Here is a 24,654-nt window from a genome sequence, read left to right on the forward strand (position 1 = left end):
TACTCTGTTGTGGCGCCGCGCCGACATGGGTCGCGGCGCGAATGCTTCAGGCGGCGATGGTGATGATCGCGTCTGTCTTCAGGGCGGCCACGAGCGCTTGGGTGTCGACCTGCGAAGCGCAGATCTCGCCCGGCCGCTCGGCCTCGGTGGCGCCATTGAACGAGATGACGACATGCCCCATCTCGAGCACCTTGCTCCAGGCGCTGGAGCCGACTGCCGTGATTGTCGCGGAAACAGGTCCAAGGGTGATCGACGCGCCCTTCTGGGGCGCGCCTTCGCTGGGCCCGAGTTCCGTCTTGTGGAGCACGGAAACCTCGGCAAGCTCCGGCGGCGAGCCATCCGCGAACAGGATGAGCACGCCCCCTTCGGCAAGGTCCGCCACTTCAGGCCCGATGGAAGTGACCCGTGTTCTCAGCAGAACCGTCATATGGCGAACCTCATTTCCTTACTTTTCTCGAGGGGGTCACGGACCCCGTGAACCCCTCTATCTCCGTGCTTTGGCGCAATTCCCAGGGAAAGCGCTACGCGCCTTTTCCCGGGAAAGCCGTTTTAGGCTTTCCCGGAATTTGCTTAGAACACGATCAGGCTGACGACCCAGGCGATCAGCACCGAGACCGGGCCCATGATCTGGCGGCTGATGAGAACCGCCGGAACGCCGATTTCGATCGTCTTCGGCTTGGCTTCACCGAGCGCCAGGCCGACCGGGACAAAGTCGCAGCCCACCTGGGTGTTGTAGGCAAACAGCGCCGGCAGCACCATCGCCGGCGAAATCGTGCCGTTGGCGATCTGCGGACCGATGATGGCGACGCCGATGACCTGCGCGATGACCGCACCCGGTCCCAGGATGGGGGACAGGAACGGCAGGCCGCAGATAGCCGAGATGATCAGCAGGCCGACGATGTTGTTGGCGAGCGGTCCCATCGGCTGGGCCAGCACGTCGCCGATGCCGGTGTACAGGATCAGGCCGATGAGCATGGTCACGAAGGCCATGAACGGCAGCACGTTGCGCACCACCTGGTCGATCGTACGGCGGCCGGCATTGAAGAAGATGCCGACCACGCGGCCCATGACGCGGCCGATCGAGCTGATCAGGCCGATCAGCCCGCCTTCGCTCGGCAGCGGCTGTGGTGCCGCGGCCGCGGTGTTGTTGCCTGGACTCATCGATGCTGCTCCCCCCGCAGTGGTGACCGCCTCGGATCCGTCCGCCATCGTGACATTGGCCGGCTTCACGCCCGAAACGTAGATGTCCTCGGTGATGAACTGGGCGAGCGGCCCAGCCTGGCCGACCGGCGTCAGGTTGACGGTCGGGATGCGCTTGCGCGGATAGACGCCGCAGCGTGCGGTGCCGCCGCAGTCGACGACGACGACCGCCATCTCGCTTTCGATCGGCGGCGCCTTGAAGCCGTCGACGGCCGTGGCGCCGGTCATGTCGGCGATGAGCTGTGCCACGGGATGGATGCCGCCTCCGGTGACGGAGACGATCTTGTCGCGCTGTGCGGTCGGCTCGATGACGAGCGGGCCGCCCCAGCCTGTGGAGCCCCGGGAGATCCTTACGGCTTTGTATGTCTTGGCCATGATGTCCTCCCCGCCCTTACAGCTCGATGCCCTGGCGGCGTGCCATGATGGCGGTGATGCGCTCGGTCAGCATGCCCTTGAGCAGGATGACGACGAGGCCGACGATGGCGTACCAGATCGCCACCTTGACGTGATAACCTCCGGCGACGACACCCCGCTTCTCGAGGTCAAGCAACGCGACCAGCATGCCGCCCCAGACGAAGTATTCGCCGGGGTTGATATGCGGGAACAGGCCGAGCGGCGGATGCACGTAGGAGACAGCCGCGTCATAGAAGGCGGGCTTGTGCTTTTCTTCCAGGAACGATCCGAAGGTGTAAGCCATCGGATTGGTGAGGAAGAACACCGCCAGCAGAGGCAGCAGTGTATAGCGGGTCAGCGCGATCCTGCCGGCGCCGCGTGCCAGGCCGTGGACGCGCTCCTCGCCGACCAGTTCGGTGACGGCGTAGAAGGCGGTCATCAGCACCACCAGTGTCGGGATGATGCCGGTGACGAAGCCGGCGAACACTTCGCCGCCTTTCTGGAAGATGCCGATGAAGTATTTGCCGATTGCGGTCAGCCAGCCGAGTTGCTCTTCCTGCTGCACGTTTTTCAGCTGTTCCTTCAGCTGATCGGCGGTGACAGGCGCGCTGTCGGTCTGCGCCTGCGCCAACACCACGAGATGATCGGTGGCATGCTCGACGCCGAGCCTGCCATGCCAGGCAGCATCCGAGACCATGGTGCCTGCAACATGCAGGTTTTGCACGGCCATGTCGGCATGCTGCGCCAATAACGAAAATACAGACATTTCTCCTCCTTATGCCGCCCGCCGGTTGATTCCGGCCGGTGCGCGGCGTCCTCTAGGCCCTTGCTACGTTCAAGCCGGACAAGCCCGGCTTCTTCCCCGGCTCCGACCGTGCTTTGTCGATCTGTTCAATCGCCCGTTTCACGGCCTCGGCCACACCGGGTTCCCCCTCCCCCAAGATCGCAGGGTTGGACCGGAGTTGATCGAGGGGAACACCCTCGAATTGTTGATGTCGTTTGAATTTGGTGAACACCGAGCGCCCGCTCATGACCATCATGCGGCGCACGATCAGGTCCGGCGTCACCACGACGAGCGCGATGGTGCCCTTGGCCAGCCGGCCGCGAAAATTGCCGGCCCCGACGAAGCCATCCTTGTACTGGTCGGTGACGCCCCGGAAGACGTCCGAATAGTGCCGCATCTGCAGCCAGACGCCGAGCGACTGCAGCGCCCACACGATAACCAGCAGAAGCAGTCCCCACTGCCAAATCGCCATTCGGTTCTCCTCCCGAGGCCTTCATTGAACCGCATCTTGGACGGATGCGCGACAACAGCAAAGTGAGAACATTTGTTTCCGGGAATGTCAATATGTATGATATTGACCTCGGTCATGGTCATCCACAGGCCGTCGGCCGATTTCGGCGACGGCACGGTTGTGCTAGCCTGTCGTCAAACGGGATATGTGAAATGGAACTGCCCTTCAGGGATGAACTGGCCCTTATGCCCGACCTTCGCCATCGGTTGCGGCAATTGCGCTGGTTTCGCGCCACGTTTCGCGGCAGCGCCAAGGTGGTGTCCGACACATTCGGCGTGCGTTTTGAAATCGACGAAGCCAGGCTCACAAGGGCTTTTCTCGACTGGGTCGAGATCATGGAGGCGCAGAAGCGTTTCGCCGCGATCGACCGCGCCGACTTCATCGTCTTTGCCGCCGGCCTCGTGCTGCGCGAACTGATACGGCAGGCGCCGGCCAGGGAAGTCTCCGACCTCAGCCATCTCGTCGAGACCGAGCAGAATGCCGGCACGCTGGAAATCGTCCGCTTCTGGCCTGAGGGGTTCCTCTACACCAATTATTGCGTTTCGGTGATTTCGGCGATCTACGAGCAGGAATTCGGCTCAGCGCCCAGCATCGACAAATGCGCCGACGACCTGCGCACGTGGTGGTCCTATCGCGAGAACGTGACCGAGATGCCGGCCTATGCCGTGGCTTTCCTCGACCGCTTCCTTGGCGCCGAACCGAACTGGATCACGCCGGACCGCGCGCAATCGCGGCAGGCCATGCAAAGGGCGCTTGGGTCGGCCCGGGCCAGCGATGCGCTACGCCAGCTTTGACAGATTTTGGCGCCCGACCACCACGCTATTGAACATTTGACTTTTTGCCGGTAGCAAAGTGCAAAACTCCGGGGAGAAGCGCGTGGCGCGATCAAGGCCTATCATTTTCGATTGCGACGGCGTTCTCGTCGACAGCGAACCGCTGGCCGCCAAGGCCTATGAGCGCGTCTATGAAAAGCACGGCATGCCGGGCGTGCACGGCGGCATCATCGCCCAGTGCATCGGCATGAAGCAGTCCGACATCATCGTCAAAATCAGGGAATTGACCGGCCATCAGTTTCCGGCGGCGGCGGACGGCGACATCTGGACCGAGACCAGGATCCTGTTTTCGCAGGAACTGAAGCCGACACCAGGAATCGCCGCGTTTCTGGAGGCGCTTGAGGGCGACCGCTGCGTTGCCTCCTCGTCCTCCGTCGAGCGCATAAACCACAGCCTGGCAGTGACGGCGCTGGCACGGTTCTTCGGCGACGCAATTTACAGCTCCTCGATGGTTAAGAACGGCAAGCCCGCGCCGGACATTTTCCTGTTCGCCGCGGCAAAGATGGGCGCCAATCCGGCGGACTGCATCGTCATCGAGGATTCGCCCTTCGGTATCCAGGGCGCGGTTGCCGCCGGCATGACGGCGATCGGCTACACCGGCGGCGGCCACACCTATCCCGAGCATGGCGCGCGACTGAAGGCGGCCGGCGCCGATTTCGTCTGCACCGACTGGCAAGAGATCAGCCGGCAATTGTCCGGGCTCGGTGTCCCCGCCTAAGAGCTTGTTCTAGCGAGTGGGTAGTCCAAGCCGAACCCATTCGTCGGGCGGGATTACAGATCCGACACGTAGGCCGAACGACAAAACCCTGGTCACATCGCTGTCGACCTCGCAGCGGAAGCCCAGATGGTACCACGTGCCCGTCGCGCGGAAAGCGACATCCGGGGCGTTGAGAATATTGCCGGCCTTCAGCGGCACGCTTGGGATCAAGTCGGGGAAATAAGAGGCGTCCAGCAATTGCTGCTGCAATGCGCTGGCGCAAAGTTTGGCACCACGCTGGGCGCGCGGCACGCCGCCCATCGAGGTCGTGGCCAGCGCATCGCCGGTAGCGTCTTGCGAATAGAGCTTGCGAACGCCCGGAAGCCCGGAATAGCGACGCGACGCGGCACTGGCGACATCAGGGGAAGCTGGGTCTCCCGCGCTCCCCTTGGGGGACTTCGAGACCTTTGAAGAGCCGGGCTTCGGCGCATTTGCGGGTTTGGGCGTCGGCTTTTCAGCCGATATGGGAAGCTCGACCTCAGTGTCGCCGTCATCGGCGGCCAACGGCGGTGCCGCGGCCGTTTGCTTGTCGGCCCCGGGCAACTCTGCCGGCTTCTCGGTAGCCGCCGGCGCGTCAGATTTGGCCTCCGCAGGCTCAGGCGTCACGGGCGGCTTCGACGTCTCCTCCTTGGCAGGCGCTGGCGAACTGTCTTGAGCGCTGGCTCCGTCCAAGGATTTCCTGGGGCCGGCGTCCTTGTCGCCGAACTGAAAGACAGGTCTCAAGGTCTCGATCGGCGGCGTCTTGCGCGGCTGCTTTTCGGGCGTAGGCGGTTCTTTAGGCTTCGTTTCCGGCAGCTTCTCGGCTTTGGGTTCCCTTGGCGTTGCGGGAGCAGGTTTCGGTTTTGGCTGATCGGGCGGAGGCACGAGCGCGACATTTACCGGCTGGTCCTGCTGCGGCTCTTGGGCTGGCCTCGGCAGGTTGTAGAACACCAGCGCTGCGAGGAGCGCATGCAGGATCAGCGATGCGGGCAGCGCCCACAACAGATCCCGACGCCGCTCTCGTGCCTCGTCCTTCATGCTGACCGATGTGGAATGAAATAGCGGCGGCTTCAAGCATCGGCTTTGGATTGACGCAATTTAACCGCTGCACAGCTCGGTGATCTGGAAAACCGTGTCGCTGCGCCGCCGTCGAGGCGTTGGCGCGACTGGACGAGCGGCCGTGCCGTCCTGAATATTCGCGGCAACCCAGTTCTGTGGCCAAAGACTAGCCTTGCCGCTGGGACTGGATCCCGTCCAGAAACCGTCCGTCCAGCCGCGTTTCGCCAAACCAGTTCAGCCGGTTGATGCTGACGAAGCCGGCATCGATCGCCTCGTTCTCGTCGCCCGGCTCACTTGCGTGAGCGCGCCCGCGCGGGACTGCGATGACAGTGCGATCGCCGTCACTCTCCAGGATTTCAGCCTTGCGGCCGATCTTGTCGCGGCCGATGCGCGGCTGCCGAATCCCGGCCGGCAGCGAAGCCGGCAGGTTGATGCTGAGCCAATGGCCATCCGCCGCCCACTCTTCACGCGACCGCCAGAGCGAGGCGATCAACGCGCCGAGCCACTCGTCGTCGACACCGCTGAAGTCCGGATTCTTCACCCGGGAAAAGCCGATCGCCGGAATACCCCAGAATGTCGCCTCGCGCGCAATACCCAGCGTCCCGGAATAGGCAAGGTCCTCGGCGACGTTGCGCCCGTCATTGACGCCCGCTAGAACCAGGTCGGGCTTTTGGCCATCCGCGAACAGCCAGGCCATCGCGCTCACCACGCAGTCGGCCGGAGTGCCGGAACACGAATACCAGCCGGGCTTGACGCGCCGCATGGTCAACGGCCGCGCGATCGTCAGCGATGCGCCCGCGGCGGTGCGCTTGCCGTCGGGTGCCACCACCCACAAATCGTCGCTCAGGCCGCCGGCCGCCTTGACCAGTCGGACAAGGCCCGGCGCCTCGATGCCGTCATCGTTGCAGATCAGGAGTCTCATGTCTCTTTTCCTCGGCGCACCGTTATGCTCTGGCCGGTGCGGCATTGCGGGCGCAGCGACGGAATATGGGCTTTCAGATCGTCGAGGAGTTCGCTCGCGCAGGAATGACCGAGCGCCTCCGGGCGCCCTGCCTTCTCCCAGATATCGACATTGCCCGACAGCGTTGGGTGGGTGGGCATGCGCACCCAGTCCGCCCGGCCGGCTTTGTGCAGCAGATCGCCGGGGGAGCCGGAGGGCAGATGCCCGGTCAGCAACACCGGAAAGCCGGCCCGGTCGGCGCGCGGCAGCAGGCGGGACGAAGGCCCGGCCTCGCCCATGCCGTCATCGGCCAGCAAGGGCAGCGAGGGCAGCGGGTCGGCGTCGGTCCAGTCTGCGGCACTCCCCAGCCGCAAGCGCAGCATCTCGGATACGCCAGGCAGCAGCGCTGAAGCGGCGGCGATCTGCGCTTCGAGCGAAGCACGCATGCCGGCGTGGATGGCGAAGGGCCCCGGCAAGGCCGCGATCAATTCCAGCGACCGCCCCGACAGCGGCGTCGGCAGAAGGCATCCGTTCGAATGTCGCGCCACCCAGCCCGAAATGGCCTCGGCGCGCGCCGCACCCGACACGGGATCGGCGCCATAGGAAGCGTCGAGAACGAGAAGATCGCATTCGGGGATCGCATCCATCACGAAGACATTGCTGTCCGGCACCACGTCGGCCGAATAGACGACGCGGCTCTTGCCATCGTCGACGGCAAACCAGACGCCGCCGACGACATGTCCCGACCTCCCCGTCCTGACCGTGAGATTGCCGCTCTTCAGCAAATCGCCGGGTTCGAAAATCTCGATGCGATCTTCCGGAAAGGGAAATCGCTTGAGATCCCCGGGATCGGCATAGCCGGCGAGCGTGGCCGGAGCCTCGGCGCGGGTTTCGGCCGTCATGAAAATCGGACCGGCATAGCCGCGCGACAAAAGCCAGCTCAGAGCACCGACGTGATCCTCGTGCGCATGCGAGACAAACAACGCGTCGATGTCGGCGATCGACCCGTCAAGTGCCGGATAGTACTCCGCCCCTGTGGCCCCGACCTTGATGCCGATATCGAGCAGGATGCGATCGTTTCCGCTGCGGACGGCAACGCTGGTGCGGCCCTTTTCGCCGAAGCCGCCGGCCAGGTCCAGCTTCATCACGACGCCGCCTCCGCCGGGATTACCCAGCCGGACTTAATGCGCAGGCGCGCCTGGGCTCCGCTCTCCAGCACGACCGGGTCGGGCTGCTCGAAATGCAAGGTAAGATCAGGTCCTGCGGAAGGCGTAAATTCGATGCGCGCCGAGCCACCCTGGTAGATCACCCGCTTGACGAGGCCGTCGAAGCCGGGGCCGTCCGGCGAGACGTCGAGATCGGCCGACCGGCAGCAGATCCTTGCGCCGGCGCGCGGCCGCTCGCCTGCCCGGCAGCGGACGACCAGCTCGGTTCCGAGAACCCGGACCTTGCAATGACCGGCTTCCTCGGCGTTCAGCACGTCGGCCGGAAGCAGAATGCCCTGTGAAATGAAGGAGGCCACCATTTCATTCGCCGGCTCATGATAGAGCTCGCGCGGCGTCGCGAGCTGGACCAGGCGACCGTGATCCATCACCGCGATGCGATCGGCCAGCGCCATGGCCTCGGCCTGATCGTGGGTGATGTAGACGATGGTCGTGCCGGTGCGCTTGTGAAAGGCGGCGAACTCGTCCTCCATCGAGGCCCTGAGATGCACGTCGAGATTGGCGAGTGGCTCGTCGAACAATACCAGCGAGGGCGCGGCGACCAGGCAGCGCGCCAGGGCCACGCGCTGGCGCTGGCCGCCGGAGAGGTTGGCCGGCCTACGGTCTCCTAACCCCTGTAGATTGACCAGGGCCAGCGCGTCGGCAACCTTCTGGCGGGCGACCGCCTTGTCCAGCTTTGCAACCTTGAGCGAATAGCCGATGTTCTCGGCGACCGTCATGTGCGGCCACAATGCGTAGTTCTGGAAGACGATGCCGACCCGCCGCTTCTCTGGTGGAACGCTGCCGCCTGCACCCGACACGACCTCGCTGCCGACGCGGATTTCGCCCGACGTCACCTTCTCGAAGCCGGCGACAAGCCGCAGCAACGTCGTCTTGCCGCAGCCGGAAGGCCCGAGCACGGCAAGGAATTCGCCGTCGCCGACATCGATCGAAACGTCCTTGACCGCATCGAACTCGGCGAAGCTCTTGGTCACATGGTCCAGGGTCAATCGCGCCATGGCAGAACTCCACTCGGAAGATGAGGGGCAAGCAGGTTGGTCACCAGCATCAGCACGAAGGTGACCGCGACCGTGATGACGGACATCGCCGCCGCGTAGTTGGAATCGCCGCCCTGTTCGAACGAGAACATCACCACGCCGATTGTCTCGGAACCCGACGACCACAGCAGCGCCGAGACCGTGAGCTCGCTGAGCGCCGTCATGAAGATCAGCAGGCCGCCGGCGATCGCCGCCGGCGCCACCAAAGGAAAGACGATGGTGCGCATGCGCGTGAACAGGCCGGCGCCCGCCACTTGTGCAGCCTCCTCCAGCGTCCGGTCGATCTGGTGATAGCCGCTGATCGTCGGCCGCAAGGCCAGCACCAGGAAGCGGGCGAGATAGGCGTAGAGAATGATCCAGACCGTGTTGTAAAGCTGTATGCCGGTCAGCGGGATCGGCCGCAGGAACAGCAGCAGCGATGCGATCGCCAGCACCACGCCGGGCAAGGCATAGGGCAGTTCGACCGAAAGATTGAGCAGCCGCACCCAGCGCTGCTTGCCCCAGGCAATGAGATAGCCGATCGGCACGGCGACGAGGACCGCGAAGAAGGCGGCGGCGATAGACAGCCAGAAGCTGTTGAAGAAGGCGCGGCTGGCGGCAGCGTGCTCGAACAGCACGAAGCGGTAATTGTCGAGCGTCGCCGTCTTGGCGCTGAGCGCGATGCCGTAGCCGGGAACCAGCGACGTTAGCACCAGCCCGAACAGCGGCAGGAACAACACCAGTACGACCAGCAGCCACATGCCGGCCTGGACGACCGGACGCCAGCGGCCAAGCTCGTAGGGCTCGGCGGGCAGCGAGGTGGAGCTGATGCGGTAGTCGCGGCGCCGGCTCATGACCTCCTGGGCGACAATGCCGGCCATGGCGATGATGCCGATCAGCACCGACAGGAACGCCGTCTCGCCGAGCACGGCCGGCCCGCCGCCGGCCAGTTTTTGATAGATCAAGGTCGGCAGCACGAGATAATTGGCGGGAATGCCCAGAAAGGCGGGAATGCCGAAATTGCCGACGCAGGACACGAAGGCCAGTGCCGCTGCCGCCATGATCGACGGTGTCATCAGGGGTAGCACGATGGTGACGAGCACGGTGAACCAGCTCGCGCCGCCGGCTCGCGCCGCCTCGACCAGTTCGCGCGGCAGCTTGCGCAGGCCGGCGCGCACCAGCAGGAACACCAGCGGGCCATACTGCACGCCGAGCAGCAGGATGATGCCCGACGTGGAATAGAGCGGGTTTTTGGTGCCCAGCGGCGGTGCGGCGCCGAACAGCTTGAGGAACGGGCTGGCCGGTCCGAACAGTTGCAGCCAGGCAAGCGCCGTGACCTGCGGCGCGATCATCAGCGGCATGACGTAGCAGAGCACCAGCGCGCTTCGGCCACGTATGTCGGTCAGCGTGATGAGCACCGCCACCAGCGTTCCCGACAGCACGGCAAGCACCGTGCCGCCTATGCCGACGACAAGCGTATGCCAAGTGGCGATCCAGGTCGCCGGACTTCTCAGTCCGGCCTCCAGGGCCATCGTTGACACCATGCCGCCGGGTGCCACGATTTCCTTGATCAGGCGCAGCATCGGCAGCAGGGACAGCAGCACGATGACGACGGCTACCGCCGCCGTCAGGACCATTTCCTGGCCCCGGCTTTCCCTGATCGTTGATGGCATGGTTGCTTTCCTGAAATTCGACCAGCGCGCAGTGAGGATGCCGCCGAAGCGGCATCCCGCCGGATCGCCGAGCCTTGTCAGCCGCCGAACAGTTCCGAGAACTTCGCCTTGTCGGCGTCGGTCTTGGCGACGATTGCCTTGGTGTCGAACGACATCACCTTGACCTTGACGCCTTCCGGCAGCCATTCGGGCCGGCCGACCGAGGACCGTGCCGGCAGGTAGCCCATGGAAAGCGCCAGCTTCTGGCCTTCGTCCGAAAGAATGAAGTCGACGAACTTCTTGGCGCCGTCGACATTCTTGGCCGTCTTCATGATCGCGACCGGTTCGGTCACGGCCGGCACGCCTTCCGAGGGGAACACGAATTCCACCGGCGAGCCCTTCTTCTTGGCGTTCATCGCCATGAAGTCGACGAGGATGCCATAGGGCTTCTCGCCTGATGCCACGGACTTCAGCACCGCGCCATTGCCGCGCACGCTGACGGTGTTGTTGGCCTTCAGCTTCTGGAAGAAATCCCAGCCGTAATCGGCATCGCCGACGAAGCCCGAAAGCAGGTAGGCGGCGGCACCTGAATAGAGCGGGCTCGGCATGACGAGACCATCGGCATAGGCCGGCTTGGCGAGATCGGCCCAATGTTCCGGCTTCTCGGCGGCCGCGGTGTTGTAGACGATGCCGGTGGTGATCAGCTTGCTACCGAAATAGGTCTTGTCGGCGTCGTAAGCATCCGGCTCGATGCCGTCGAGCTTTGCCTCGGGATAAGGCAGCAGCCGGCCGTCCTTCTTCAGCAGCTCCATCGAGACCGCATCGGCGATCAACAGCACGTCGGCCTGCGGGCTGCCGGCGGCGAATTCGGCCGCCATCTTGGTGAGAATGTCGCTGGTACCGGAACGATAGATTGCCACGTCGATGCCGGGCTGCGCCTTCTTGAAGGCCTCGACAGTCTTGGCCGCATCGGCTTCCGGCTGGGATGTGTAGAGCGTCAACGTTTCGGCACTTGCCATGCCGGCAAACAAAGTTGCCGCGAGCGCCAGCTGGCTTCCCAGCAGCTTGATGAATAGCGTCTTCATAAGACCTCCTGTCCTGTCTGTGCACGACTGGTCCGGCCCCGGCCGGTTCCCTGTCTCTTCCTCCCTGCACGGCGCATATGACTGGTGGATGACACAGCGCGTGAGATATACAAAATATGTTCATATGTTCGATGTCAATTACAAATGAACAAAACTGTGCAACAATCGACACGCCGGACATCCGGTGCCAGTTGACACGCGGCCGGCCTTTCTCCGAAGAGGCGATGCGGGGCCCAGGCCAAGGCTCATGAGGACGAAAAGCGATGCCCGTGGAAAAACCGAGACCGGCCCGCTCCGGATTGCCGATGGTGTCGTCGGATCTCAACGTCAAGACGGCGTGGCTCTATTATGTGGAGGGCTTCACGCAGGAGCAGATCGCCGAGAAGCTCGACGTCTCCAGGGTGAAGGTCATGCGCACGCTGGCCGCGTGCACGGCCGAGGGCATCGTCGTCACCATGATCAACGCGCCGACCGCCGAACAGGTGGCGCTCGAACGTGCACTCGAGAAGCGCTGGGGCCTCGACGCCGCCGTCGTCATCCCGACGCCTTCGGCGCAAGACCACCTGGAGAAGGCGATCGGCCACGCCGTGGCGGCCTATCTCGGCGAGCAGATGCAGGACGGCATGACGCTGGCAATCGGCGGCGGCGCGACCCTGCATGCCAGTTTGGGCTTTCTCGCCCGCCGGCAGCTGAAGCACGCCTCGGTCGTGGCGCTCGTCGGCAGTCTGCCGCATTCGCAATGGATCAATCCGTCGATCGTCGCCGCCAAGGTCGCCGATGTCTTCGAGGTCGACAGCTACCAGATCACCGCGCCGGTGACGGTCGACGACCCCTCGCTGCGTGACCTGCTCTGGGCGCAGCCGGCGCTGCAGGACGTGCGGCAGCGCGCTGCCGCCGCCGATATCGCGCTGCTTACCGTCGGCGACATGTCGCCGGACGCGACCATCTTCCGCCACGGCATCGTGCCGTCGTCGCTCATCGCGTCGCTGAAAGCGAAGGGCGCGGTCGCCAACATGCTGTGCTATTTCGTCGATGCCTCAGGCAGGCTGGTCGACCACGAAGTCAACGGCCGCGTCATGGCCATCGACCTCGATGTCGTCGGCCAGGTGCCGAATGTCGTGCTGGCCGCCGGCGGAAAACGCAAGGTGGCCGCGATCCTCGCCGCGCTGAAGGCCGTCAGCACCAATGTGCTGATCACCGACAGCGATACGGCGACGGCGCTGCTGGCAAAGGCTGGCTGACGCTGCTTCCAGTGCCGCTTAGATCAGGCCGCGTTCGCGCAAGAAATCCTCGACGCCGACATGGGTCATGGATTCGAATTCGGCGATCGCCTCGGCCACCCGCCTGCGCTGGGCCGCCAGCAGCGTGAACACCTGCTTCATCTCGCCGGAAACGCCGAAGCGGCCCCAGCGCTCCGCGATATGCGCAGGCAAGCCGATGTCGGCGCAGAACGCATCCAGGCTCTCATAGCCGAGACTGGCGACGAGTTGCTTGGTTTCGTCCGCCGACATGCGCGGCTCGAAAGCGTGATCGTGCAGGCGCTGCGCCACCAGCTTGATGTCGGACGGAGACGCGCCCATCACCTTGCCGAACAGGGTCTTGACGTCGGATGGATCGAATGCGGGCATGCGGACCTCCCTTGATCACAGTCCACCTGAAACATGGGCGAAGGGTTCGCGCCTGACAAGTCGATTCTGTGGTGAGCCGGCGCATCATTCGACGCCGGCTCACGTCAACGTGACCTACACCAGCATGCCCATCGGGTTCTCGATCAGCTTCTTGAAGGCGACCAGCAGTTCGGCGCCCAGCGCTCCGTCCACGGCGCGATGGTCGGTCGACAGCGTCACCGACATCACCGTGGCGATTTTGATCTCGCCGTTCTTGACCACCGCCCGCTCCTCGCCGGCGCCCACTGCCAGGATCGTCGCATGCGGCGGGTTGATGACGGCGGCGAAATCCTTGATGCCGAACATGCCAAGGTTCGACACCGCCGTGGTGCCGCCCTGATATTCCTCGGGCTTCAGCTTGCGGCTGCGCGCGCGGCTGGCCAGGTCCTTCATCTCGTTGGAGATCACCGACAGCGTCTTTTCGTCCGCATGCCGAATGATCGGCGTGATCAGGCCGCCGGGGATCGAGACGGCAACGCCGACATCGGCATGCCTGTGCTTGACCATGGCGCTTTCGGTCCACGAGGCATTGGCATCCGGCACCGCTTTCAGGGCCATGGCCATCGCCTTGATCACCATGTCGTTGACCGACAGCTTGTAGGCGGGCGCCTCGCCCTTGTCGGTCTTCTTTACCGGTGCGGCCGCATTGAGCTGCGTGCGCAGCGAAAGCAGCGCATCGAGCTCGCAGTCGAGCGTCAGGTAGAAATGCGGGATGGTGGTCTTGGCCTCGACCAGCCGGCGCGCGATGGTTTTGCGCATATTGTCGTGCGGCACCAGCTCGTAGGAACCTTCCTCGAACAGGCGCAGCACGTCCCCCTCCCCCTTGAAGAGAGGGTGGCCGGCCGCAGGCCGGTCGGGTGGGGTTGCTTCGACGGGGCTCGGCGCAAAAGCGGTGCCTCCTGAGACGACCCCCTCCGTCCGCGTCGCGGACACCTCCCCCTCGAGGTGGGAGGAGAGTACCGCATCGATATCCGCCTTCACGACGCGGCCATGTGGGCCTGTGCCTGGTATGCCGGAGAGATTCAGTCCTGCTTCACGAGCCAATCGACGCGCCAAGGGTGTAGCGCGGGTTTTCCCCTCCCCCTCGAGGGGAGGGTGGCCGGCCAAAGGCCGGTCGGGTGGGGTCGGTTCGACCGGGCTCAGCGCGATGGCGGTGCCTTCTGAGGCAACCCCCTCTGTCGGCTTCGCCGACATCTCCCCCTCGAGGGGGGAGATTGGCGCATAAGTCTCGCCCTCGGCATAGATCCACGCGACCGGTGCGCCGACGGGGATATCGACGCCTTCCTTGCCGGAGACATCGCGCAGGATGCCGCTGGCCGGCGCGTCGATTTCCATCGCCGCCTTGTCGGTCTCGATCTCGAACAGCACGTCGCCCTTCTTGACCCGCGCGCCTTCCTCGGCGAACCAGCGCGAGATCTGTCCGGTCGCCATGTCCATGTCGACCTTGGGAAGAATGACTTCGGTCGGCATTCTCAGCGAACCCCTTTCACGAGGTCGCGGGCGGCGGTGATGATGCCGGGAACCTGCGGCACCGTCGCTTTCTCCAGCTCCGGATTGTACGGGATCGGCGTCTCCGCGCCGCCCAGCCGCACGATCGGCGCGTCGAGATAGTCGAACGCCTCGCTCTCGGCGATCATGGCGCTGACTTCGGCGCCGATGCCCAGCGTCTTGACCGCCTCGTAGACGCACATCAGCCGCGACGTCTTCTTGACGCTGTCGATGACGGTCTGCTTGTCCATCGGCCGGATCGTCCTGAGATCGACGACTTCGACGTCGATGCCTTCCGCTTCCAGCGCGGCCGCGGCGTCGAGCGCCTTCTGCACCATGATCGAGGTGGCGACGATGGTGAGATCGCGCCCTTCGCGGCGGATATCGGCCTTGCCGATCGGCACCGTGTAGTAGCCTTCCGGAACCGGGCCCTTCATCTTGTAGAGCAGCTTGTGTTCGAAGATCATCACCGGATCGGGATCGGCGACGGCAGCCAAAAGCATGCCCTTGGCATCGTGCGGCGTCGCCGGCTGGATGACCTTCAGGCCCGGCACATGGCCGAGCCAGGCCTCGAGGCTCTGGCTGTGCTGCGCGGCGGCACCGGTGCCGGAACCGGCGGGAAAGCGCATCACCACGGGAACGGAAACCTCACCGCCCAGCATGAAGCGCATCTTGGCCGCCTGGTTGACGATCTGCTCCATGGCGAGCGTGGCAAAGTCGGAGAACTGGAACTCGAAGATCGGCCGCATCCCGGTAAGCGCCGCACCCACCGCGACACCCGCGCCGCCCAGTTCCGAGATCGGCGTATCCATCACCCGGTCCGCGCCGTAGCGCTCGACCAGATCGCCGGTCACCTGGAAGGCGCCGCCATAGACGCCGATATCCTCGCCCATCAGGAAGACGCGTTCGTCCATGTCCATGGCGATCGCCATGGCTTCCTGGATCGCCTGGGCGTAGCTCAGTTCACGCACCATCGCGTCCATCACGCCTGCTCCGTATAGACGTAATTTCCGGTCTCGCTGACATCAGGCGAGGGGCTTGCCTTGGCGAACTCGATGCCGTCGGCGATTTCCTTGGCCACCGCGTCGCGAATGGCCTCGATGCCCTTCTCGTCGATGAAGCCGAAGTCGCGCAGTTCGCTTTCGAACAGGGTGATCGGATCGCGGTTCGACATCCAGTCCTCGATCTCCTCCTTGGTGCGATAGCGGTTGCGGTCGCTCTTGGAATGGCCGCGATGGCGGTAGGTCTTGGACTCGATCAGCGTCGGCCCCTCGCCCGCGCGGGCGCGCTCGACGGCCCTGTAGGACGCCTCGGCCACCTCCGAAAAAATGTTGCCGTTGACGATGACGCCGGGCATCGAATAGGCGGCGGCGCGCTCGGCGATGTTCTTGACCGCGGTCGAGCGGGCCGTCGACGTCGACATGCCGTAGCCATTGTTCTCGCATACGAAAATCACCGGCAGCTTCCAGATCGCAGCCATGTTCAGCGCCTCGTGGAAGGCGCCCTCATTGTTGGCGCCGTCGCCGAAGAAGGAGACCACGACCTTGCCGGTCTTCATCATCTTGGAGGAGAGCGCCGCCCCGACGGCGATCGGAATGCCACCGCCGACAATACCGTTGGCGCCCAGATTGCCCTTGGCGACATCGGCGATATGCATCGAACCGCCGCGACCCTTGCAATAGCCCGTGGTCTTGCCGAAGAACTCGGCGAACATGCGCTTGACCTCGGCGCCCTTGGCGATGCAGTGGCCGTGGCCGCGATGCGTCGAGGTGATCTGGTCATCCTCGCCGAGCGGCATGCAGATGCCCATGGCGCTGGCTTCCTGCCCGATCGACAGATGCATGGTGCCGTGGATGAGGCCGCGCGTATAGCTCTCCTCCGCGCCCTCTTCGAAGCGGCGGATGAGGTACATCTTGTAGAGCACCTCTCTGAGCTGCTCGGCGCTGTATTGGCGATAGACGAAGGGCAGGTTGGCGCGGCTGTCCGCGACGGCTTTGCTGGCTGCAGCCATGATCACGCCTCCACGGTTCCGTAGACGAGCTTGTCCTGGCGTGCGCGCAGTTCGGCGATCTTGGAACCCGGGGCCGGGGCGGCATTGGCGTAGGTGATGAGCTCGCCCTTGTTGATCGGCGCCGTCACCGAACCGCCCTGCAGCAGGCCGCAAGGAATGGCCCTGGCGGCATGCGCTTCCGGCGCCGTCATGATCCAGGCGCGGTAGCAATATTCGCCGATCGCGTCGAGCTTCTCGCCCGGCTTCATGTCCTTCTTGGCCACGGCTGCGACTTCGGCCACCGGCTTTGCCAGCGGCACCATGTCGGCCTTGCCGTAGAGCACGACGCGGGCGCAGGTCAGCGGCACTTCGAGCGAGGTCAAATGGTAGGGCCGATGGAAGGTGAAGTACGGCCCCTTGCCCATCTTCAAATCTTCCATGCGCTCCGAAATGCGCGGATGCGACATGTCGGCGACGACGAACACGCCGGGCGCGACGCCCTTGCCGATCGAATAGTCGACGACGCCGACCTTCGACAGCACGCCGCCGTCCTTCTGCGGCACCAGCACCTTGGACAACTCGCCGAGCGTCGCGGCCGGACCATGCATGCCGGCCTTGTCGGGCACCAGCCCGGTGGCGTTGGCGATCGCCGCCATCTCGACCATGGTCTTGGAGCCGTCGACGAACTCGACCAGCATGCGTACGTTCATGTGCCGGCGCTGGGCCTCTTCCTCATAGTCGGGCGGCGTGGCGTCGATGTTGAGCGGATTGTTCTTGCCCTTGCCGGCGGCGACGATCGGATGGCCCATCGCCGAGACGAATTCGATAAGCTCCATGCAGGAAGACGGCTCGTCGCCGGCGCCCAGCGAATAGGTGACGCCGAGCCGGTCGGCCTCGCTCTTGAGATAGGCGCCGATGGTGACGTCGGCCTCGACATTCATCATCACCAGGTGCTTGCCGTGCTCCATGGCGCGCAAGCCGATCTCGGCGCCGACGGCGGGAACGCCGGTGGCGTCGATGACGACGTCGATCAGGTCATTGTTGATGACCAGGCTGGCGTCGTTGGTGACCGCCACCTTGCCGGCCTCCATGGCGGCCGTCATCGCCGAGGCGTTCGACACTTCGTGCGCATGCCCGGTTTCCTGGAAGGCGATGTCCACGGCCTTGCTGGCGGCGGGCAGGTTCAGCTCGGAAATGGCGCCGATCTCGATGCCGGACATATGGGCGACGCGGGTGACGATGTCGGTTCCCATCTCGCCCGAACCGATCAGCCCGATGCGGATTGGCTTGCCCGACTTGGCCCGCACCTCGAGATCACGGGCAAGGCCCGTCAACGAAACATTGGAAGCCATACCGCTCATTCCTCCCGTAATGCTGCTATTCAATCACCTGACGGGTATTGAACATCTGTATTTCTGTCAAGACTAATGTCCAGATTCGTAGCACTTTTGTACCCTTTCCAGCATCACGAGCAAGGTGGGAAAACCGGCAAATCCGACAACCAAACGGCTCGCGACGGTTCGACGCATTCGGGCCCGGAAAAGTTCGGGCTCAAGACGCGCTTGCGCGTCCCGACGCCAAGGGCTGTGCCTCTTGCAGCATCAGCGAGGAACAGAACGCCTCGCCTGGCTCTATTGTGCCGTCCAGCCGCCGTCCATCGGCAAGGTCGTGCCGGTGATCTGCCTGGCTGAATCCGAGCACAGGAACAGCGCCAGGGCGGCAAGGTCCTCGACGGTGACGAATTCCTTTGTCGGCTGTGCGGCCAGAAGCACATCGCGCTTGACCTGTTCCTCGGTCATGCCGCGCGCCTGCATCGTGTCGGGGATCTGCTTCTCGACCAGCGGCGTCCAGACATAGCCGGGCGCGATCGCGTTGACGGTGATGCCGTCCTGCGCGACTTCCAGCGCCACCGTCTTGGTCAGGCCTGATATGCCGTGCTTGGCCGAGACATAGGCGGATTTGAACGGCGAGGCGACGAGCGCATGCGCCGAAGCCGTGTTGATGATGCGGCCCCATTTGCGGCTCTTCATGCCGGGCAGCGCCGCTTTTATCGCGTAGAAGGCCGACACCAGGTTGATGCGGATGATCGCTTCCCATTTGTCGTCCGGGAATTCCTCGATCGGCGCGACATGCTGGATCCCGGCATTGTTGACCAGGATGTCGAGGCTGCCGAACGCCTCTTCCGCCTCATGCACCATGGCGCTGACCGCCGCGCCGTCCATCATGTTGGCGTCGGAGTAGCGGCATTTGACACCGAAATCCTTCTCGATGCCGGCGCGCTCCTGCTCGATCGCCGTGGCGTCGCCCAGGCCGTTGATGGTGAGATTGGCGCCTTCGGCGGCGAAGGCGCGGGCGATAGCCAGGCCGATGCCGCTGGTCGAGCCGGTGACGAGGGCGTTTTTCGAAGACAGGGAAGCCATGGCGATCTCGCGAGAAGTGGGAGGGAAGATGACGATATAATTGTGCGTCGCAGCATGACAATGACAGAGCCTCGCGCAAAGAGAAAAAGCAGCGCCGGCGACCGGCCTGCCTTTTTTTCTGAAAGTGCCTGCCCCGGCTCAGAACACCTGGTGAAAGATGATGAACAGCACGAAGGCCAGCGTGATCGAGCACGGCAGCGTCAGCACCCAGGCCAGCAGCAGGTTGCGCACCGTCGACCATTGCAGGCCCGAGCCATTGGCGGCCATGGTTCCGGCGATGCCGGACGACAGCACATGGGTCGTCGACACCGGCAGGCCGAGCCTGTCGGCCATGCCGATGGTCACCATGGCGACGAGTTCGGCCGCGGCGCCCTAGCCATAGGTCAAATGGCCCTGATGGTCCGTCAGGGTCGCTTGGCCCGGGCAGGACCGACATCGGGCGATCCGGCGATTTCCAGCAGCGACGACACCAGCAATTGCCGCTCGTCTGGGGAAAGCACATCCGCGTCGAACAGATTCATGCTGCGCAGGCCCTCGATGGCGAGATAGCAGACCAGCAGGGACTTGAGATCCGGCGTCTCGCTCTTCAGTCGTTGGAAGAGTTGTCGCTTGAACGTCTTTATCGGCGACATGAAGTCCGGATCCTCGGCGATCGCCGAAAATATCCACGACGCCGATGGCTGCTTGTCCTCGCAATCCTTGGCCGAAAGCCTGATGTAGACGGCGAGCGGATTTGCGCCATTGTCGTTGCTGCTGGCGGTCTCCAGCGCCTGCTCGAACTCGCGCAGATAGCCTTCGACCAGGCCCTGCATCAATTTGGCCTTGGTCGGGAAATTGTAGAGCAGTCCGCCCTTCGATACGCCGGCGCGGCTGGCGACGGCATCCAGGGACAGGCTACCGGGGCCGGATTCCCGTGCGACGTCCGCCGCCGCAGCGAGAATCCTCTCGCGCGAGTTCGTTCGTTGGGCTTTCATGGCGCCTCCCATCGCAAGCTTAGGCCCAATTGACAAGACCGTCCAGACGGTACAGTAAGACCGCGGTCATTTGAAATCGGGGCCCGCAGTCGATATGTGTCCCGATATCCGCGCTTCGCGCCGGATTTCGACTGAGGGGACTTCCTTGTTCAAGCGCATACTCCGTTTCGTTATCATCATTGTTGTGTTGGCCGTGCTCGTCATCGTGGTCGGCGGCATCGTCGGGTTCAATTTCCTGCGTGACAACGGCATCAAGCAGTATTTCGCCACGATGAAGCCGCCAGCGGCAACCGTGTCGACAACTATCGTCAAGCCGTCGAACTGGACGCCGGGCATCGAGGCGATCGGCACGGTCCGCGCCGTGCGCGGTGTCGACCTGACGGTTGAGACCGCCGGCATCGTCAAGGAGATCCCCTTCCATGCCAACGAGAAAGTGGCGGCCAATGCGGTGCTGCTGCAGCTCGACGACGCCGTAGAGCGTGCCGATCTCGCGGCACAGAAGGCGCAGGCGGCGCTCGATCAGACATCGCTGACCCGTGCACTCGAACTGACCAAGCGCGGTGTCGGCTCGGACTCGACCTTGGACACCGCACGTGCGGCCGCGTCCGCCTCGGCATCCCAGGTCAACAGGCTTCAGGCAGTGCTCGACCAGAAGCAGCTGACGGCGCCCTTTGCTGGAACCGTCGGCATCCCGAAGATCGATCTAGGCCAATATCTGGCGCCCGGCACCGCCGTGGTGACGCTGCAGGATCTCGACACGATGCGGGTCGACTTCACGGTTCCCGAACAGCAACTGCCGCTGCTCAAAATCGGGCAGACGGTTCGGCTGGGCCTCAGCGGCGGCGACATGCCTTTTGCCGGGACCATTCGCGGTATCGATCCCAAGATCGACCCGTCCAGCCGGCTGGTGAACATCCGGGCGGAAGTCGCCAATCCCGAAGGCAAGCTGACCCCCGGCCAGTTCGTGCAAGTGCGTGTCGAACTGCCCGAGGAGCAGAATGTGCTGGCGCTGCCGCAGACGGCGCTGACCACCAGCCTCTATGGCGACTACATATTCGTGGTGCACCCGGCAAAGCCCGCCGAGGCGCAGCCGACCAAGCCGGAGACAAACCCCGCCGCGGCGGCGACCGACAAGCCGGCGGACGCCAAGTCCGCGGCCGATGCCAAACCGGCCGAAGCCGCGAAGCCTGCCGCCGATGCGGCAAAACCAGCGGACAAGGCCGCCGCCGATCAGGCCAAGCCGACCGCAGGGGGCGAGCAGCCTGCCCTGGTTCTGTCGCAGGTATTCGTTAAGCCCGGCCGCCGCATCGAGGGCATGGTCGAGATCGTCGAGGGCCTCAAGGCGGGCGATGAGGTTGTCACGGCAGGTCAGAATCGCCTCTTCAACGGCATGTCCGTCAACGTCGACAACACCATCGACCCAACCAAATCGGCGAACAAGCAGGCCGACCAGCAATGAGCGTTTCCGATCTCTTCATTCGCCGGCCCGTCCTCTCCACGGTCCTTGCATGCATGATCCTGCTCCTGGGTTTCCAGGGCATATTCAGCCTGTCGATCCGCCAGTATCCGAAGGTTGACGAAACCGCGATCACCATCACGACGGCCTATCCGGGCGCCAGCGCCGACCTGATCCAGGGCTTCATTTCCGCTCCGATCGCGCGGGCCGTCGCCTCGACCGAGAACATCGATTACGTCACGTCGTCGAGCCGACCGTCCTCCAGCACCGTGACGGTGCAGATGAGGCTCGGCTCCAACCCGGACGTCGCGCTGACCGAAGTGCTGTCCAAGGTCCAGGGCGTGCGCGGCACCTTGCCGGACGCCTCCAAGGATCCCGTCATCGTCAAGGGCACGGGCCAGCAATTCGCGATGATGTACATCTCGATGCAGAACCCGAACATGACCAAGGAGCAGCTGACCGAGTATATCGAACGCGTCATCAGGCCTCGCATGTCGACGGTCGAAGGCGTCGCCGACGTGCAGATCTTCGGTGCCCAGGAATATTCGATGCGCGTCTGGATCGATCCGGTCAGGCTCGCCGCGCGCGGCGTGACGGCATCGGAAGTGCTGACGGCGATCAACAACTCCAACTTCCTGTCGGCGCCCGGCAGCACCGAGAACGAATATGTCGTCTCCTCGATCACCGTGCGCTCGACGCTGCAGACCCCGGAAGCCTTCGCCGAGCTGCCGCTGCGCTCGACCGACGGCAATGTGGTGCGGCTGCGCGATGTCGCCCGCGTCGAACTGGGCGCCGAGAACACCGACACCAGGGTTTCCTTCAACGGCAAGCCAGGCACCTTCCTCGCCATCTTCCCGACCCCGGCTGCCAATCCTCTGACCACGGCGGCGGCGCTCACCAAGCTGGTGCCTCAAATTCAGGAGACGTTGCCGAAAGGCATGACGATCGAGATCGTCTACGACGCGACCGGGCAGATCAGCGCCTCGATCGACGAAGTGTTCAAGACCATCGGCGAGGCTGTTGCCATCGTCGTCGTCGTCATCCTTCTGTTCCTTGGCTCTTTCCGTTCGGTGATGATGCCCATCGTCACCATCCCGCTGTCGCTGATCGGCGTCTGTTTCCTGTTGTTCGCGGTGGGCTATTCGATCAACCTTCTGTCGCTGCTCGCCATGGTTCTGGCGATCGGCCTCGTCGTCGACGACGCCATCGTGGTGGTGGAGAATATCCACCGCCACATGGAAGAGGACCACATGTCGCCGATGCAGGCGGCCTTCAACGGCATGCGCGAGATCGCCACCGCCATCGTTGCCATGACCATGACGCTGGCCGCGGTGTTCGCGCCATTGGCCTTCACCGGCGGCCTGACCGGCGCGCTGTTCCGCGAATTCGCCGTCACGCTCGCGGGCTCGGTGGTGCTGTCGGGCGTGATCGCCATCACCATCACGCCAATGATGTCGGCGCGCCTGCTGAAGTCCGGCACGCCAGGCCGTTTCCAGCGCATTGTCGACGGCACTTTCGCGCGGGTCGAGCACGTCTATGAGCGGGCCGTCACCGGGTCGCTCAACTATCGCCCGCTGACGCTGATCATCGTGCTGGCGCTTGTCGGGGTGACCGGCTTCATGTTCACCAAGACCTCGACCGAACTGGCGCCGGAAGAGGACCAGGGCTTCCTGCTCTCGCTTGTAACGGCGCCGCGTTACGCGACATCCGACTACACCGAGACTTACGTCAACCAGATGCTCGGTCTGGTGAAGGATATTCCCGAAACGCGGGCGCAGTTCTCGGCCGTCGCGTTCGGCGGTACGACGAACAGTGCGTTCGTCGGTTTCGCCTTCAAGGACTGGGCGGAGCGCAAGCGCAACTCGAAGGAGCTGCAGGCCGACATCACAGCCCGTCTCGCCAAGGTGGCGGGCGTCCAGGCCTTCGTCTTTGCGCCACCGACGCTGCCGGGCTCCGGCGGCGGCCTGCCCATCGCCCTGGTGGTGCGATCGACCGGCGACTCCTCGGAAGTGTACGACGTGGCCGAGAAGATCAAGAACAAGGCACAGGCCTCCGGCCGCTTCATCGTCGTGCAGAATTCGATGGCCTATGACGCGCCGCAGGTGACGGTGACCATCGATCGCGACCGCGCCGCGGCGCTGAACCTGCCGATCGCCGATATCGGCCGGACGCTGACGCTGCTGGTCGGCGGCGCCGAAGTGGCGCAGTTCGACCGCGACTCCAACAGCTACGACATCATCCCGCAGGTGCGGAAAGAATTCCGCGACAATCCCGAAAAACTCGGCGAGTACTTCGTGCGCAGCGTAACGGGCGAGATGGTGCCGCTGTCGGCGGTGGTGAAGATCTCGACCAATGCGTCGCCGGCCGCCATCGAGCAGTTCAACCAGCTGAATTCGTCCACGATCTCGGCGCTGCCGCTGCCCGGCGTCACCACGGGCGATGGATTGAAAGTCCTCGAGGACATCGCCAGGGAGAACCTGCCCGACACCTTCTTCATCGACTATTCGGGCCAGTCCAGGCAGGAGAAGGAACAGGGCAATACGATCCTGATCGCTTTCGGTGCGGCCGTCATCGTCATCTATCTGGTGCTGGCGGCGCAGTTCGAAAGCTTCCGTGATCCGCTGATCATCATGATGGCGGTGCCGCTGTCGATCTTCGGCGCCATCGTGCCGCTCAATCTGGGCCTCGGCACACTCAACATCTACACGCAGGTCGGACTGATCACGCTGATCGGCCTGATCACCAAGCACGGCATCCTGCTGGTCGAGTTCGCCAACCAGCAGCGCGAGATCCACGGTATGCGGCGGCGCGACGCCATCATCGCTTCGGCCAAGGTGCGGCTGCGGCCGATCCTGATGACGACGGCGGCGATGGCGCTTGGCGTGGTGCCGCTGATCACGTCCAGCGGCGCCGGCGCCGCGGCCCGTTATTCGATGGGCCTGGTCATCTTCACCGGCATCCTGGTAGGCACCATGTTCACGCTCTTCGTCGTGCCCATGTTCTATACCTTCATTGCCAGCAAGGACTTGCCCCAGCTGGCCGAGAAGCCGGATCCCAAATTGATGCCGGCATTGCCGAGCTGATGGAAACGGCATTGCCGAACTAACAAAAACTAACAAAAAAGAGGCCGGAAACGTCCCGGCCTCTTTTTTGGCTGTGCTCGATTACCGCGGGAAAATGTTCCGGCGGGAGCCCTGAACGGATATGGCTGCTGTGCCGATCCGTTG

General features: G+C 64.0%; 22 protein-coding genes and 1 pseudogene. 5 read left to right on the plus strand and 18 right to left on the minus strand.

Annotation, left to right across the window (positions count from 1 at the left end; all coding sequences use genetic code 11):
* Nucleotides 1-46 precede the first annotated feature (46 nt).
* From ACIU1A_RS24840 to ACIU1A_RS24855, 4 genes are all read right to left on the minus strand, one after another.
* A complete protein-coding gene (locus tag ACIU1A_RS24840) occupies nucleotides 47-427 on the minus strand; it encodes a PTS glucitol/sorbitol transporter subunit IIA (protein ID WP_140501604.1) in 381 nt (126 codons plus the stop codon).
* A gap of 143 nt (nucleotides 428-570) precedes the next feature.
* Nucleotides 571-1,575 carry a PTS glucitol/sorbitol transporter subunit IIB gene (locus ACIU1A_RS24845; RefSeq protein ID WP_404925506.1) on the minus strand — a complete coding sequence of 335 codons (1,005 nt, stop codon included), beginning with the start codon at nucleotides 1,573-1,575 and terminating at the stop codon, nucleotides 571-573.
* A gap of 16 nt (nucleotides 1,576-1,591) precedes the next feature.
* Complete coding sequence (locus ACIU1A_RS24850; RefSeq protein WP_404925507.1) at nucleotides 1,592-2,359, minus strand: PTS glucitol/sorbitol transporter subunit IIC; 768 nt, start codon at nucleotides 2,357-2,359, stop codon at nucleotides 1,592-1,594.
* 52 nt (nucleotides 2,360-2,411) lie between these two features.
* Nucleotides 2,412-2,849 (minus strand): transcriptional regulator GutM, encoded by a 438-nt coding sequence (locus tag ACIU1A_RS24855; protein ID WP_140517924.1) that lies wholly within the window; start codon nucleotides 2,847-2,849, stop codon nucleotides 2,412-2,414.
* A gap of 191 nt (nucleotides 2,850-3,040) precedes the next feature.
* On the opposite strand from ACIU1A_RS24855, the gene ACIU1A_RS24860 reads away from it, so the two are divergent.
* Nucleotides 3,041-3,682: a hypothetical protein gene (locus ACIU1A_RS24860; RefSeq protein ID WP_404925508.1), complete on the plus strand. Its 642-nt coding sequence runs from the start codon at nucleotides 3,041-3,043 to the stop codon at nucleotides 3,680-3,682.
* A gap of 82 nt (nucleotides 3,683-3,764) precedes the next feature.
* Complete coding sequence (locus ACIU1A_RS24865; protein WP_140897029.1) at nucleotides 3,765-4,439, plus strand: HAD family phosphatase; 675 nt, start codon at nucleotides 3,765-3,767, stop codon at nucleotides 4,437-4,439.
* A gap of 9 nt (nucleotides 4,440-4,448) precedes the next feature.
* On the opposite strand, the gene ACIU1A_RS24870 is transcribed toward ACIU1A_RS24865, so the two are convergent.
* The 6 genes from ACIU1A_RS24870 to ACIU1A_RS24895 form a co-directional block, all read right to left on the minus strand.
* The gene (locus ACIU1A_RS24870; protein WP_404925509.1) at nucleotides 4,449-5,495 is read right to left on the minus strand and encodes a DUF930 domain-containing protein; all 1,047 of its coding nucleotides are present in this window, start codon (nucleotides 5,493-5,495) and stop codon (nucleotides 4,449-4,451) included.
* 187 nt (nucleotides 5,496-5,682) lie between these two features.
* Nucleotides 5,683-6,438, minus strand: a complete 756-nt coding sequence (locus ACIU1A_RS24875; protein ID WP_404925510.1) for a 5'/3'-nucleotidase SurE — start codon at nucleotides 6,436-6,438, stop codon at nucleotides 5,683-5,685.
* Nucleotides 6,435-7,601, minus strand: coding sequence for an MBL fold metallo-hydrolase (locus ACIU1A_RS24880; RefSeq protein WP_404928012.1), 1,167 nt, complete (start codon nucleotides 7,599-7,601; stop codon nucleotides 6,435-6,437). Before ACIU1A_RS24880 ends, ACIU1A_RS24875 begins: the two co-directional genes overlap by 4 nt.
* A complete protein-coding gene (locus tag ACIU1A_RS24885; RefSeq protein ID WP_140666472.1) occupies nucleotides 7,601-8,677 on the minus strand; it encodes an ABC transporter ATP-binding protein in 1,077 nt (358 codons plus the stop codon). The genes ACIU1A_RS24880 and ACIU1A_RS24885 overlap by 1 nt, the downstream gene beginning before the upstream one ends.
* Nucleotides 8,665-10,368, minus strand: coding sequence for an ABC transporter permease (locus tag ACIU1A_RS24890; RefSeq protein WP_404925511.1), 1,704 nt, complete (start codon nucleotides 10,366-10,368; stop codon nucleotides 8,665-8,667). Before ACIU1A_RS24890 ends, ACIU1A_RS24885 begins: the two co-directional genes overlap by 13 nt.
* A 77-nt stretch (nucleotides 10,369-10,445) precedes the next feature.
* Nucleotides 10,446-11,432: an ABC transporter substrate-binding protein gene (locus tag ACIU1A_RS24895; protein ID WP_404925512.1), complete on the minus strand. Its 987-nt coding sequence runs from the start codon at nucleotides 11,430-11,432 to the stop codon at nucleotides 10,446-10,448.
* A 263-nt stretch (nucleotides 11,433-11,695) separates the two neighbouring features.
* Between ACIU1A_RS24895 and ACIU1A_RS24900 the strand changes: the two genes are divergently transcribed.
* Nucleotides 11,696-12,673, plus strand: a complete 978-nt coding sequence (locus tag ACIU1A_RS24900; RefSeq protein WP_404925513.1) for a sugar-binding transcriptional regulator — start codon at nucleotides 11,696-11,698, stop codon at nucleotides 12,671-12,673.
* Nucleotides 12,674-12,691: 18 nt separating this feature from the next.
* On the opposite strand, the gene ACIU1A_RS24905 is transcribed toward ACIU1A_RS24900, so the two are convergent.
* The 8 genes and pseudogenes from ACIU1A_RS24905 to ACIU1A_RS24940 all read right to left on the minus strand — a co-directional run bounded on the left by ACIU1A_RS24905 (nucleotide 12,692) and on the right by ACIU1A_RS24940 (nucleotide 19,971).
* On the minus strand, nucleotides 12,692-13,060 hold the full coding sequence (locus ACIU1A_RS24905) for a hypothetical protein (protein WP_140500628.1): 369 nt from the start codon (nucleotides 13,058-13,060) through the stop codon (nucleotides 12,692-12,694).
* A 114-nt stretch (nucleotides 13,061-13,174) separates the two neighbouring features.
* Complete coding sequence (locus ACIU1A_RS24910) at nucleotides 13,175-14,569, minus strand: pyruvate dehydrogenase complex dihydrolipoamide acetyltransferase (protein ID WP_404925514.1); 1,395 nt, start codon at nucleotides 14,567-14,569, stop codon at nucleotides 13,175-13,177.
* Nucleotides 14,570-14,571: 2 nt separating this feature from the next.
* Nucleotides 14,572-15,570, minus strand: coding sequence for an alpha-ketoacid dehydrogenase subunit beta (locus tag ACIU1A_RS24915; protein WP_404925515.1), 999 nt, complete (start codon nucleotides 15,568-15,570; stop codon nucleotides 14,572-14,574).
* Nucleotides 15,570-16,598 carry a thiamine pyrophosphate-dependent dehydrogenase E1 component subunit alpha gene (locus ACIU1A_RS24920; protein ID WP_404925516.1) on the minus strand — a complete coding sequence of 343 codons (1,029 nt, stop codon included), beginning with the start codon at nucleotides 16,596-16,598 and terminating at the stop codon, nucleotides 15,570-15,572. Before ACIU1A_RS24920 ends, ACIU1A_RS24915 begins: the two co-directional genes overlap by 1 nt.
* Nucleotides 16,599-16,600: 2 nt before the next feature.
* Nucleotides 16,601-17,929 (minus strand): NAD(P)H-dependent oxidoreductase, encoded by a 1,329-nt coding sequence (locus ACIU1A_RS24925; protein ID WP_404925517.1) that lies wholly within the window; start codon nucleotides 17,927-17,929, stop codon nucleotides 16,601-16,603.
* A 279-nt stretch (nucleotides 17,930-18,208) separates the two neighbouring features.
* On the minus strand, nucleotides 18,209-18,997 hold the full coding sequence (locus tag ACIU1A_RS24930) for a 3-hydroxybutyrate dehydrogenase (protein ID WP_404925518.1): 789 nt from the start codon (nucleotides 18,995-18,997) through the stop codon (nucleotides 18,209-18,211).
* A 138-nt stretch (nucleotides 18,998-19,135) separates the two neighbouring features.
* Nucleotides 19,136-19,387 (minus strand): annotated as a pseudogene (locus tag ACIU1A_RS24935) (inorganic phosphate transporter); the annotation flags it as partial.
* A 14-nt stretch (nucleotides 19,388-19,401) separates the two neighbouring features.
* The gene (locus ACIU1A_RS24940) at nucleotides 19,402-19,971 is read right to left on the minus strand and encodes a TetR/AcrR family transcriptional regulator (protein WP_140517913.1); all 570 of its coding nucleotides are present in this window, start codon (nucleotides 19,969-19,971) and stop codon (nucleotides 19,402-19,404) included.
* 145 nt (nucleotides 19,972-20,116) lie between these two features.
* Here ACIU1A_RS24940 and ACIU1A_RS24945 point away from each other — a divergent pair, with 145 nt between their 5' ends.
* Together ACIU1A_RS24945 and ACIU1A_RS24950 are read left to right on the plus strand one after the other, a co-directional pair.
* The gene (locus ACIU1A_RS24945; RefSeq protein WP_404925519.1) at nucleotides 20,117-21,430 is read left to right on the plus strand and encodes an efflux RND transporter periplasmic adaptor subunit; all 1,314 of its coding nucleotides are present in this window, start codon (nucleotides 20,117-20,119) and stop codon (nucleotides 21,428-21,430) included.
* Entirely contained in the window at nucleotides 21,427-24,510 is a 3,084-nt protein-coding gene (locus ACIU1A_RS24950) for an efflux RND transporter permease subunit (protein ID WP_404925520.1), read from the plus strand. The genes ACIU1A_RS24945 and ACIU1A_RS24950 overlap by 4 nt, the downstream gene beginning before the upstream one ends.
* Nucleotides 24,511-24,654: the final 144 nt, after the last annotated feature.

The organism is Mesorhizobium maamorense (assembly GCF_044998965.1).
In the GTDB taxonomy this organism is placed as follows: Bacteria; Pseudomonadota; Alphaproteobacteria; order Rhizobiales; family Rhizobiaceae; genus Mesorhizobium.